General features: G+C 26.0%; 8 protein-coding genes and 1 pseudogene. 6 read left to right on the top strand and 3 right to left on the bottom strand.

What is annotated here, in order from left to right; all coding sequences use genetic code 4:
• Positions 1 to 74: 74 nt before the first annotated feature.
• A pseudogene (locus MHJ_RS03750) lies at positions 75 to 377 on the top strand (IS1634 family transposase); the annotation flags it as partial.
• Positions 378 to 549: 172 nt separating this feature from the next.
• On the opposite strand, the gene MHJ_RS03320 reads toward MHJ_RS03750, so the two are convergent.
• On the bottom strand, positions 550 to 2,907 hold the full coding sequence (locus tag MHJ_RS03320; protein ID WP_237697219.1) for an HsdM family class I SAM-dependent methyltransferase: 2,358 nt from the start codon (positions 2,905 to 2,907) through the stop codon (positions 550 to 552).
• 339 nt (positions 2,908 to 3,246) lie between these two features.
• Here MHJ_RS03320 and MHJ_RS03325 point away from each other — a divergent pair, with 339 nt between their 5' ends.
• Together MHJ_RS03325 and MHJ_RS03330 are read left to right on the top strand one after the other, a co-directional pair.
• Complete coding sequence (locus MHJ_RS03325) at positions 3,247 to 4,857, top strand: ATP-binding cassette domain-containing protein (protein ID WP_044284724.1); 1,611 nt, start codon at positions 3,247 to 3,249, stop codon at positions 4,855 to 4,857.
• Between the two features lie 8 nt (positions 4,858 to 4,865).
• Complete coding sequence (locus MHJ_RS03330) at positions 4,866 to 6,482, top strand: ATP-binding cassette domain-containing protein (RefSeq protein WP_044284725.1); 1,617 nt, start codon at positions 4,866 to 4,868, stop codon at positions 6,480 to 6,482.
• Positions 6,483 to 6,569: 87 nt separating this feature from the next.
• On the opposite strand, the gene MHJ_RS03335 is transcribed toward MHJ_RS03330, so the two are convergent.
• The gene (locus MHJ_RS03335) at positions 6,570 to 8,321 is read right to left on the bottom strand and encodes an MIP family Ig-specific serine endopeptidase (RefSeq protein WP_237697220.1); all 1,752 of its coding nucleotides are present in this window, start codon (positions 8,319 to 8,321) and stop codon (positions 6,570 to 6,572) included.
• A 131-nt stretch (positions 8,322 to 8,452) separates the two neighbouring features.
• Positions 8,453 to 10,585: a bifunctional metallophosphatase/5'-nucleotidase gene (locus tag MHJ_RS03340; protein ID WP_044284726.1), complete on the bottom strand. Its 2,133-nt coding sequence runs from the start codon at positions 10,583 to 10,585 to the stop codon at positions 8,453 to 8,455.
• A 353-nt stretch (positions 10,586 to 10,938) separates the two neighbouring features.
• Between MHJ_RS03340 and MHJ_RS03345 the strand changes: the two genes are divergently transcribed.
• The 3 genes from MHJ_RS03345 to scpB are packed head-to-tail and all read left to right on the top strand — an operon-like array spanning position 10,939 to position 13,002.
• Positions 10,939 to 11,676, top strand: a complete 738-nt coding sequence (locus MHJ_RS03345; protein ID WP_011206483.1) for a lysophospholipid acyltransferase family protein — start codon at positions 10,939 to 10,941, stop codon at positions 11,674 to 11,676.
• Complete coding sequence (locus MHJ_RS03350) at positions 11,676 to 12,425, top strand: segregation/condensation protein A (RefSeq protein ID WP_044284727.1); 750 nt, start codon at positions 11,676 to 11,678, stop codon at positions 12,423 to 12,425. The genes MHJ_RS03345 and MHJ_RS03350 overlap by 1 nt, the downstream gene beginning before the upstream one ends.
• Complete coding sequence (gene scpB, locus MHJ_RS03355; RefSeq protein WP_044272663.1) at positions 12,415 to 13,002, top strand: SMC-Scp complex subunit ScpB; 588 nt, start codon at positions 12,415 to 12,417, stop codon at positions 13,000 to 13,002. Before MHJ_RS03350 ends, scpB begins: the two co-directional genes overlap by 11 nt.

The raw sequence follows: 13,002 nt of genomic DNA on the forward strand, positions 1-13,002 counted from the left end.
AAAATACCAAAAAAAATAAAAAAACGTAATAAATTAAAATTAATTACATTTTAAAAAAATTTTATATAATATTTTTTCCTGTATTTTTAAGAATAGATGAGCATATCCTAGCTCATACATTTTTGTGCTTTATCTCATTAGTTATTTTAAAAACTATAATTTTTAAAATCAACAAACATATTAGTGATAACAAGTTATTTGCAAACAGTCAATTAACTGAAGTTGGTTTAGTAACGATGTTGCAAAAATTAAGGCAAAGGGTTGAATTTAACACTTTAGATCAGCAAATGATATTTAAAAATCGCGATGGTGTTCCTAGTGATCCCAATATTTGAAATAGGTATGATTTCTACTTTAATATCTTAATAAATCAGTAAAAAAATAGGTAATTAACTTTTGGCAAAAAACTTAAAAAAGCGCGGAAAACCGGACACTTTTTTAAAATTATCTCATCAAAGTGGGAAACTCGGGTGAAATTCGATTAATTTCATTTTTTTAGTATCTTCATAAATATAAACTAAGAAAAATTAACATTAATATATTACAAATTTATTCATAGTAAAGCTTATTTTTTAAATCTAAATTAGAAATAAAGTCATTCATATATTCAGTATGAATTTGATTATTTTGATCTATCGGTAATTTTATTTGAATAGAAGGAATTTGATTTTTTTGTACTCTTCCATGCCCAATAGATTTGAATAATCTTTCACTAATAACAATGGCTAAATAGAATTTAGATAAAGGAAATTGATTAAAAATATTTCTATATTTTTCTTTTAAATCACAAATATTTACAAAAGAGGTAGCGCCAAATTTAAAATCACAATAATAAGTTTTACCTCCGCCGCCGTCACCTCCATTAATAATACAGAATTTATCTTGAAAAACTTCTTCTACTAAATGATTTTCTAGTAAACCACCAACTCCATTATTATCTTTTTTAGCAATTATAATTGGTATTCCTTTTTCAAATTTATTTTCTAATTTTCTATCTATAGATTGCCTTTGTTTTCCTTTAGAAATAAAATCTAAAATTTTATCAATAGCAAAAAATTTAAATTTTATATTTTTGTACTTAGATAAATTTTTTTTCTTTAAAATTACTTGATTTTCTATTCCAGAGAGTACTTTACTTGCAAAATTTTCTTTCATATACTTTTTAAAAACAGATTCTTCAATATCAAAAGTTCTATTAGTATTAAATCTTTCAAAAGAAAGTTCTTCATCAAATCTTAAATTACGTTCTAAAGCCTGTAAAGGAGAAAATTGTCCTTTTAAAATTTTTTGTAATTCCTTTATTTTTAAAGCAAATTTATCAGTTTTATATCTTCTTTCATTAGCATAAACAAAACCATCATCACTAAAATCTATTAAGAAAATATTTTGTGTATGTTCTTCAATTTCCTTCTTTTTTGAGGCTAATTTTTGAATTTTCTTAATTTTTTCTTGACTATATTTTTCTAGAACAATAATTGAAGTATTTACTGCTGCATTAGGTTGAAATACATCTCTTGGTAAAGAAATTATATGACTTACCTTAGCCATCATAAAAATCCTTTTTAAATATTCTACATTTGCTTTAACCCTTCCATTTAAAGAAGATTTAGGTACAATAGCAGCAATTTTCCCTTTTTCCTTTAAATTTTCAAGAGTCACATAAACAAATTTAAGTTCTGATTCTTTTTGACTAAAAGGAGGATTCATTAAAACTTTAGAATATTTATCTTTTAAAAGAGGTAATTCTTTAAAACAATCCTTTTGAATTATATTACTACTTCCATCTCCATGTAAAAGCATATTAATTCCAGCTAAAGTAGCATTAAATTCATTTAATTCAATACCTATTAATTTATTATTTTTAATATCTTTACATGCTTGATTAGAATATTGTTCTTCTTTTTCTTTGCTTAATTTTTTATTTTTAAAAAAAGAATAAACATCTTGAAACATATTCGCCATTGCATTAGTTAAAAATGTACCAGATCCACATGTAGGATCTAAAACAACATCATTCATAGCATCTACTTGTATTAAATCATACATCAACTGCGCAATATGATCAGGAGTAAATACTTCACCTTTTTCTTTTGCATCTGCCGAGTTTCATTTTCTAAACACTTTTAAAAAAGCATTCATTATGTCATGACCTTTATAATTTTTATGACTAATATTTATAAGGTTATAAACATTTGAAATAAGTTCAACAATATTATTTAACTCAAAAATATCAACAGTTTTAAATGTGCTATTGTATAAATAATTTTGTAAATTTTGAAGCTTAGATTTTAAATTAGTATTATTATCAGAATCAGGAATTTGATCAATAGAAGCATTTTTAATACTATCTAATAAAGCAGAAGTAGAATTTCTGTTAAACTCTATGCTTTTTTTTGTATTGCTATATTTGTAAGCTAACATAACTATACCAATAAATGGAACAGTCATTTGTTTATCAATTTTAGCTTCTCTAAAAGCATTTGCTAGTTGTTTTGCAAATCGATTTATTAACTCTTCATTATTTTCTTTAGAATTTTTAAAGTATTTTTCTTTGTAATATGTATGGTTTTGAAGTTCTTTTTCTTCATGTAAAAGTTTAAATTTACCTTTTTTTCCATTTCTAACATAAACATTTAAATCTTTTCCATTATATTGAAATCCTATAATATCTTGGTGTTTTTCTAATTCCATATAATCAAATAATTGATTTTGAAATTTAGCATTCTCTTTTTTTGCATCTAAAATAAAAATAACACCATCATAAAAATAGTATCCATCAGGTTTTGTAGCTTGATAACCATTTTTGTCTTTTTTATATAAAGGAACAGATCCATCTGTTTGATTTTTAAGTCCTAAAATGGAGCTGAATTTTTCTACAACTTTGAATTCTGATTTTAACATTTTCATCTTCATCCTTTACATATTTTTATAATTTTATAATTTTACCAAAATAACAATTATTAATTGATGATTTAATTACTTTTTTTAGTAACTTATTTAATAAAATTTTTAAATAGAAATTTGATTGATGAAAAATTAAAGTAGTATAATATTCATTGTAGAAGTACAAAATAAAGGAATAATATGAAAAGAAAAATTACAATTACAGAGCACGATGATGGTTCAATTACAATCAAAATAAAATAATTACATATAAATACTTATAAACTTCTATATTAAAAAAATAACTTAATTGTTATTTTTTTAATATTAATTTATTTATAAAATCAAAGCATTCAGGAAATTATGAAACTTTTTAGTATCATAAACTATTTTGTTAATTTAAATAAACCATCTAATATTTTTATTTTTTTTCTTAAGTTTTTATTGTATTCTTTTTTAAATCTTCATTTATTTACGTATTCTTATTTAATAAAATTTATAAAAAACCAAATAGAAATTCAAAATCCAGAATTTATAACTTGAATTTGTACTTCAGCTGGATCTTTTGCTTTGTTTTTTATCATTGAATTAATATTAATTTTTAAAACAAATAATGTTTTATACAATAGCAAAAGAAAAAATATTAATTTTTTAACTAACAAAATTGCAAAAGAATCTTATGATTATATTTTAGAAAACAAAACTTCATATATTTCTAAGTACAATGTAAATTTATCAGTTGCTTTTTCAATGAATGAATTAATTTATTCTATTCTTTTTTCATCAATTTTTAATATTCCTATTACTATTTTATTTTTGTTTTTGACAGAAGTAAATATTTGAATAATTATTTTACATTGCGCTGTTGCTTTGATTATTTCTATTATTATATTAATAAAGTTTTCTTCAGTTTTAAACAAATTACAAGAAAAATTGGAAAAAATATTAAGTTTAAATGCAAAAAAACAAATCAAATTTTTTAGTTTATTCAAACTATTTTACTTTTTCAATAAAAGAAAAATTTTTAAAACCTTCTTAAAAAATCAAGTTTTAGATAAATATACAAAAGAATTTAAATTACTTAAACAGTTTTATTACAATCAATATTTTTTGGAAATTATTTTTTCAGTTTTCTTATTTAGTTCATTAATTACTTTATCAGTTCTAACATATACTAAAACATTTCCTTGAGAATCCTTTATTAGTTTATTTTCTTTAACTACTAGTTTTATTTTTTCAATTTCTTCAGTTTTTTCTTTTACTTTAATCTTTAAAACTCTTACACCTTATTTAGAAATTTTTATTACTCCACAAGAAGTAAATTCTTCTACAAAAATAGAATTAAATGAGGAAATAAAAAGCATTTCAATTAAAAATTTAAATTTTAAGTACAATGAAAATGAAATGGTTTTTCAAAATTTAAACCTGGAATTTTTAACAACGAAAAAATATGGAATAATATCACCTTCAGGAAGAGGAAAATCCACACTTTTGAAATTAATTTCTGGTTTAATCACTAATTATGAAGGTCAAATACTAATAAACAAAAAATTAGAATACAAAAGTATTTCAGATGAAAGTTTAAGAAAAAATATAGCTTTACTTACAAATGAAAATGTTATTTTTCAAGATACTTTAGAGAATAATATAAGTTTGTGAGATAAGAATTTAAACAAAAAAAAATTAGAATTTTTGGTTAATAAATATGGAATTTTAGAATTTTCAGATTTAAATAAAGAAATAAATAATTCTGTTTTATCTGAAGGTGAAAAACAGAAAATTGCACTTGCAAGATTAGAATACCAAGATTTAAATATTATTTGTTTGGATGAAGCATTTGATAATATATATAAAGATGATGTTTTAAAAATTTATAAAGATTTTTTATCACAGAAAAATAAAACAGTTTTTATCGTAAGCCATCATATTCCAAAAGAAATTAAGCATTTATTTGATGAAATTATTGAATTGTAGAAAAAGCAATGAACCAACCACCAAGACATTTTTGATTTATTATTTGAAACTGAATTAATGTAACATTTACTATTGCTTTTAATGTTTTTAGTATTATTTCACCTTATTTTATTTTTTATTCTATTATCAATGAAAATTGGTTTTTTCTTTTGTTTTGAAGTATATCTTACCTTTTAACTTCATTAATTTTAAGATTTTTTGAAATAATAAATACTGGTTATTTTAAAGGTTTTTTAATTCATCATAAAATGAAGCTTTTTAAGCAATTCCAGTCTTTCTTACTAAAAGCAACATTTAAACAGTATAATGAAAAATCACCTGGTTATTACTATTCACAAATAAACAATACCACCGAGACTATTATTTCTACTTTTTATTCTGAATTGTTTAAAATTATCAAAATTATTTCTATTATTGGAATAACTTTAGGAATTATATTTTACTTTTCTTGAATCTTAGGTTTAGTTACTATTTTAATATTATCAATTTTCTTTTTATATACATTATTTTTATCCAAAAAATTAAGTGCTTTATTGGATACAAAATTGAAAAAACAATCAGAATTTAATTCGTCTTTAAGTGATTTTTTAAAAAATTTACCAACTTTATACGTTTTAAATAAAACTAATAAATTAGAAGATGTTATAGATATAAGATATCAAAGTCTTTTAACATACGAGAAAAAATATTCAAAATTATCAACTTTTATTTCTTTTGTAAATAAGAATACAAGCAAATTATTTTCGTTTTTATTTACTATATCGATAGTTGTATTTTCTCTTTGAGATTCTCATAACAATATAGATAATGAAGTAATATTTGCAAATATTTCTTTAGTAGGTTTAGTACAACTATGTTTTGATTCTTTCTTTTCCAACATAGAAGAACTTTTTGATTCATTTCCTAATTTAATAGCAAGTTGAAAAAATATTAAGTCTTTCAAACAAGATCTTGTATTTAAAGTAGAAAATTCTGAAAATCAATTACAAGATTTAGATGGAACTTTTTCTTTAATTAGTATTAAAAATTTAAACTATAAATTGGAAGATAGAGTTTTATTTAATAATTTAAATTTAGAAGTTCAAAAAGGTAAAAAATATTTACTAAAAGGAGCTAACGGGTCTGGAAAGTCCACATTTTCAAGGATTTTATTAGGCATTGAGAAGGAATTTGAAGGTCAAATTTTAATAAATAACAAATACGATATAAAAAAAATAAATCCTGATTCTATAAATAACCATATTAATTATGTATACAACAATTCAGACTTAATTAATGCATCAACTCTAGAAAATATTTCGCTTTTGGAACCGAAAACAAAAGATGAGATTAGGCCGTTATTAGAAAAGGTAAATTTTGAAAACCTTGATTTAGACAAGAAAATTGATTCTGATGTTGATAATTTTTCCACTGGGCAAATCCAAAAAATCCACCTTGCACGCTCACTTTATTCTCCAAAAGAAATTTTAATAATTGACGAAGGTCTTTCAAACTTAGACAAAGAAAGTTATGTAAAAATCATATCTGAACTTATTGCGGATAAAAATTTAACATTAATTTTCATTACCCATCACTTTGATTCAGAAGTTTTTGCTGAATTTGATCAGGTAGTTTCACTAGATTAAGAAAAAAAAGAAAAATTATTAAAAAATAATAAAAATAATGCTTTTTTCCTAATTTTTTCCTTTTTTTAGTAATTTGGTTAATTTTTCTTAAATTCCATCAGGAAACAAAGCGGTCTTACGATCGCCATTTTCAAAGCCATTTGGATAAATTTCCTTTAAATTTTGTCTATAAGATCGAGTTTGACTCGGGAACTTTTGTAGGTTAGAACCATCAATTAAATTGTAAGCCTTGATAGTTTTCTCGCCATCGCTAAGATCTTTTGAAAGTAAAAATGGTGTATATGAAGCTCTGGCTAATAAATCCCACCTGTTAGAGCTTAGTGCTACTCCGCTATAAACCCCAATCATTTGACCAAATTCGTTATAAACAAGCGAACCAGAAGCCCCAAAATAAAGGGAGGAAAATTTGATATTCTGATTAAACCCATAATAATCACCTAATAGGCGATGAAAAACTTTTGTATATGGGTTAAGGTTAAAACTTAACATTTTCCCTTCATAATCATTAGTGGAGATAGCAAACGTGTTTGCATTTTCAGGAGATCGATGATAAGATTGCATTGTTTTATCGTTTCTCTCAATGGGATTATTTCAAGTAAGCACTGAATTTCCACCATCAAGTCCAGGATAGCCCAGAACATAAACGTTTTTGGAATTAGTTAAAAACTCTTTGTTTTCATGCATTTTTGAAGCTGTAACATAATCAATTGTTGGCATATAAAAAGAAATTTTTTTATCTTGATTAGGAAGATCAGCTTGTTTATTTCGTTTTAGATAAGAATCTAACGCAGCCATTGCTTTTTTTATCCAATCTTTAAGCGTTTCATCGGCGTTTGCCAAATTAACTTCTAATTCAAAAACAGCAAAATCTGTATATAAAGGAATAAATTCGTCTTTTTCTAAGCTGCTTTTGATAATTTTGCTTTCTGTAAAATCTTCCTCTGGTTCAACTTGTGATTTTAGATATTCAAGTCGCAATTTTGATTTATTTTTTATATCATCTTGAAAGGGTTTTATATAATCTCTATTAATAAAATCATAGCCAGCAAAAATTAATTTAGGCGCTGAAAAAGCTGTTGTTTTTATAGTAGAATTAGCTGATAAACCTGAACGGTTTGCATTTGTAAAATTTTCATCTGAGGCATAAAATTTAGCTTGATTATTTTTATTAGTCGAAAAATCATAATTATTATTATGGCTTGCGAAAATTTGGGGAGCTTGAATTGATTTTCCTAGTGAAATAGAAGTTGCTTTATCCTTACTTGGGTCTTCATAATTTAGTTTTTTTCCAAGATTTTCATCTAAAGTATTGGATAAATGCGAGGCAACATGCAGATTTGTCGCAAAAAATAATTTGTAATTATTTTCATCTTTTTTATGATAATCTAACAGTCAAATAGTCCCATTTTCAGTTGCTAAAAACTTATTCTCCTCGGGTTCACCATAAAGTTTAACACCTTTAGCTAATGTTATGCCAAATTTTACTGAAAATGTTCGATCGTACAGTTCCTTATACAAAATTTGAGGATCAACTGCTTTATATTTTTTAGCAAATAACGGATATTCGTTTGCCTTTAAATTCTTAGTTGCAAATTGAGGAAGCTGAAACACATCTGGTAATTGCAAGCTATTATTAGGATTTGCTTGGCTTTTATCAGGAAGAACCTCTACTTGTTTTTTTTGTGTTTTTGAATCAATATTTTCGTTTTTTTCTTCTTTTTTGGTTTCTTTGATTTCGTTACTTATTTGTTTTTCCGACACTTTATCATTTTTACAAGAAATTAAAAAGAAAAAAGCGGGAATTATTGCTAAAAATAAAAAATTTTTAATCTTTTTCATATCAATCTCTAGTTTTTTCTTTTTAATTTTAACCTTTTTTTTTTTTTTTTTTTGCAAAAAAAGGTAAAAAAATAAAAAAACACACTCAAAAGTGTGTCTTTTTAAAAAAATTAAAATAATTAAGATTGACTTTAGCTTTTCGTTAGAGCTTCTTGAGGAATCTCAACTTGTTGATTTTTTGTAAAATCAGAACTTAAATATTCTTGGAATGTGTGGGCAAATAGATCTTTTTGACTTGAATCTTTAGTTAATTTGTCCAAATATTGACCATATTTAATTAAAGAATCAATATATTGAACTCCCTCATAAACTTTTTCAATATCCCTGTTTTTACCTAGATTTAACATTTGATAGCCGTCCCCGCCCGCTGAAAGATAATCATTTGTGCTTAAATAGTAAAATTTGTTATCATCAATCGGCTTGTTATTAATTTTAAAGGATGTTGTATCTGGTTTTCAAACCCAGGATTCTATTTTGGTTTTCGGATCAGTCCCTTTTTCAACTTTGACTTTATAGGAAATATTTGAAGATAGTTGGGCAAATGCGCCTTGTTTCCCCATAGAAAGTCCGTATTCGAGAGTTTTTTTAAGTGTATCTCCTTTTAGTTTAATAGTTACAATCCTATTCCCAAAAGGACTAACCCCTAAAACATCTCCTCTTTTGATTTCACCACTTTTTAGATCTGTTCTAAGACTACCACCGTTTATAAGTCCTAAGGAATTATCAAGTGTTGCAATTTCATTTTTCGTACTTTGTACTTGTTCTTTTGAACTTTTTGCATATTCCCAAGCAATGGCATCTGCTGTCATTACCCCTAATGAAGTTGGTTTTACCCGTCCAATTCAGTAAGGAGTTTTGTTGATCTCAATTGATTGAACATGTTCAAAAACACCAGGCGAATTAAATACTTTTACATCATTTTCTACATCATAAACTTTATGAAGTTTTTTGATATAATGTTCTGATAAATCTCTGGTTACAATATTGATTTGGTTAATATCTCTTAAAGATTGTACAATTTTTACTATCTCGCCAGTTTCAGTATCAAAAACTAAATCAATGTCCCCGAGCCATTTTGCATAGGCCTCAGTTTGGGTTACCCAAACTTTTTTATCTTCTTTGGGTTTGTGAATTTCGATTTTTGTATGCGAATGCCCATCGATGACTAAATCAAGGCCATTTCCGGTTTGTTCTGCAAGATAATCTGAAGTTCATTTATGTTCTGTGCGCCCAACACCTAGGTGCGTTGTAGCAATTATAAAGGAAATTGAAGGATCTTTTTCCTGAATCTCCTTAATTACCTTTTGGGTTTCAGGTACTGGATCGGTAAATTCAACTCAAAAAGAATTTTTTGGGTGGGAAGTAATTTTTGTATCTGGAGTTGTCAGCCCGATAACTGCAACTTTTAGACCATTTTCTAATTCCTTTATTATATAAGGTTGGAAAACTCGCTTCCCTTGTTTAAATTCAGCTGGTTTTATGGCTCTTTCATCTGTAGATTCTAAATTTTTAAGTTCCTCTTCTGAAGGTTGTCTTCAGTAAACATTAGCGGAAATAAAAGGCATTTTTCGGCTAAATTCATCTTTGTTTCCCTCGGCGGCAAGATCAAGAATGTGTCTAATTCCATAGTCGAATTCATGGTTTCCAATCGCAACTGAATCATAGCCTATATATTTGGCAATTTTTGCAATTGTCTTACCTTTATCTGTATCCGAAAGTGGAAGTCCTTGAATTAAATCTCCGGCAGATAAAAGTAAATCCTTGTTAAATTTTTTCAAGTACTGTCCCGTTTTATCCATCCCTGAATAATTATTGTGTTTGTTATCATCATATTCTAAGCGACCGTGTTCGTCGTTTGTATGAAAAATTTTTACAGTTTTAAGTTTTGAATTTTCTTTTTTTTCTAATTCATGCAATTTTTTAAAAAGATAATTGACCTGATCAATTAGGGGATCAATTTTGGCTTGGGCTTCGCTAATAATTATAGCGATTTCATCTGTATCACTTTTTGGATTAGTTTTACGGATTTTGTCTATTTTTGCTTGGAAATCATTTAAGGTATCCGAATATTTCTCAACTACAGAAAAATATTCTTCCCTAATCTTTTCAGAATTTTCTTTAACTTGAGCGCTATTTTCAGTTATTTTTTGAGTATTTTTTGTAACCTGAGTAGCGTTTTCACTACAAGCAGCACTAACAATTAAAGGAATTCCGGTAATAAAAGTTGCAATAGTGCAAAAAGGTAATAAAAGTTTCTTCTTCAATTTTCTCCTCTTATTTTTTGTTAAAATTGTATTATAACTTAAACGCCTTAAAAAAGAAGAAAATTTCTTAAAATTTTTCTTCCTTACTTTGTATATGAATAAAAAATTTGTTTAACCTATATTATCGAAAATAATTTTGGGCGTTTATTAAAGCCGAAAAATTTTTATTAATTTTTAAAAAACACTTGTTTTTATAGTATTTTTTGGGTTCAATATAATTTTTTAAAAATTTTTTTAATTTATAATTTTTTTCTATGATATAATAATTTAAAAATTTAGTTTTTAATTTCAACAGCCCACAAAAATTAAAAAAATAAATAAAAAAGTATAAAAATTTTTAAGAACGAAAAAAAATGATAATAAAATTACGAATAGTTCTTTTTTCATTGTTTTGATTGCTAAAATTACGTAAAATACGGTCTGTTTGAAAAAAATACACTAAAAAAAAAGTCGAATTTGCGCCTGAATATCGAAATAATTTAATTTTAAAATACTCAAAATTTATTTTAAAGCTTTTTCGACTTAAAATAAAAGTTTTTGGCTATGAAAATTTACCAAAAACTGCTGCAGTTATAATTTCAAACCATAATTCGTTTGCTGATTATTTTGTTTTATGCTCAGCTCTCGAAAATCCTGAAAAGGGCGAAGGCCAAACAAACCCTATTTCAACTTTTTTACTTGAAAAACAGTATTTTAATCGAAAAAACAAATGAATTTTTGGTATTTTGGATTCACTTTTTTTGACCGAAGATCCAAAGAAAAACATCGCAGAATTAGGAAGTTTCTTAAAAACTGCCCGGGAAAAACGTATTTATGGTATCGTTTTTAGTAAGAAAAATGAAAAAAAATCAAATTTTGACTTCCCTGTTAACGTTTTTAACGCCACAAAACAGACTGGACTAGCAATAATTCCTGTTTCAATTAATTTTTCTGATGAAAATTCTTATAAACTGAATCGCAAAAAAGTACAAAATATTGAAATTTTTTTTCATAAACCTATTAAAACCGCCGCTGTTTTTGCCCAGACAGGCAAATCTCTATTTCTAACTACCAAAAAAGCAATTTTTCAGAATAATGGCGGTGATAAATAATGAATTTTGATGGCAAATTTGATGTTAAATTAGGCAACTTTTCCGGTCCTTTAGATTTACTACTTGATCTTGTTAGGTCAAAAAATATTAATATTCTTGATATTAATCTTGTCGAACTTGCTAGTCAGTATGTAAATATCATTGATAATTTAAAGCAAAAAAGTATTCAAATTGCTGGGGAGTATTTAGTAATTGCATCAACTCTAGTTCATTTAAAGTCAAAAATTATTTTTGCATCTGATAAACAAGAAGAATTAGATTCTGAAACTAAACAGGACCAACTTGAATTTTTAGCACTCCTTTCGGACTACCAACAAATTAAAAATATTACCAAAATGTTAAAGGAGCAACAAGAGCATCGAAATGACTATTTTGAGAAAAGCACCTCAAATTATAGTGATTTTCGCAGGCCGCATAACCCTAACAAACTCGATGGACATTCATCCCAACTAATTTTATCGAAGGTTTTAAAACTAATGTTTGATCGAATAAGGGCAAAAAATCGTTTAAAAATTAGCACAAAACAAGTAGAGGTCAGCGCTGATAAACAAACTCTTTGACTCAAAAATATCTTAGAAAAAAAAGGCAAATTTAGTTTTGAAGAACTTTTTAACCTACCGAGTATGAAACATTTTGTCATCACGATGATTTCTCTACTTGAAATGGCAAAAAAACAGGTGTTGCACTTAAAACAAGAAAGTCAATTTTCTGAAATTTTAGTTTTTGAAGGAGGTTTTGATGAAAACTAGAATTATTGAGGCAATTTTATATCTCCAAGGGGAAAAAGGAGTTTCATCACTCCAATTACAAAACTGTCTAAAATTAGCAAAAATTAGTGAAGCGCGCAAACTTTTAAAGGACTTTGCCATTGAATTCAACCGGCAAAAACGCGGAATTTTAGTGGTTGAATTTGATGATATTTTCAAATTCGTTACCGCAAAAGACCTAAAACCCTTTATAATTGATTTTGTCAGCAATGAAAGAAAATACCGCCTGAGCAATTCATCAATCGAGGTAGCAGCCATAATTGCATATAAACAACCAGTAACACGCAGCACAATCGCACAAATTCGGGGCGGGATTAATTCGGACTACATTGTCGGATCTTTATTAGCAAAGGGAATTATCGAAGAATTAGGGACGGCTTCAACACCCGGAAATCCGACGCTTTATGGGGTAACTTCAAGGTTTTTTGATTATTTTAAACTAAGATCGGCAAAAGATTTACCAAAATTTCAAGAATTTGATCTTTTTAGTCATGAAGACCAAAATTCACAGGTAGATAATTTTGATCTTTTTTCATCCCAACGCGAAAACCAAAAATAG

Source organism: Mesomycoplasma hyopneumoniae J (genome assembly GCF_000008205.1).
GTDB classification, from domain to species: Bacteria; Bacillota_I; Bacilli_A; order Mycoplasmatales; family Metamycoplasmataceae; genus Mesomycoplasma; species Mesomycoplasma hyopneumoniae.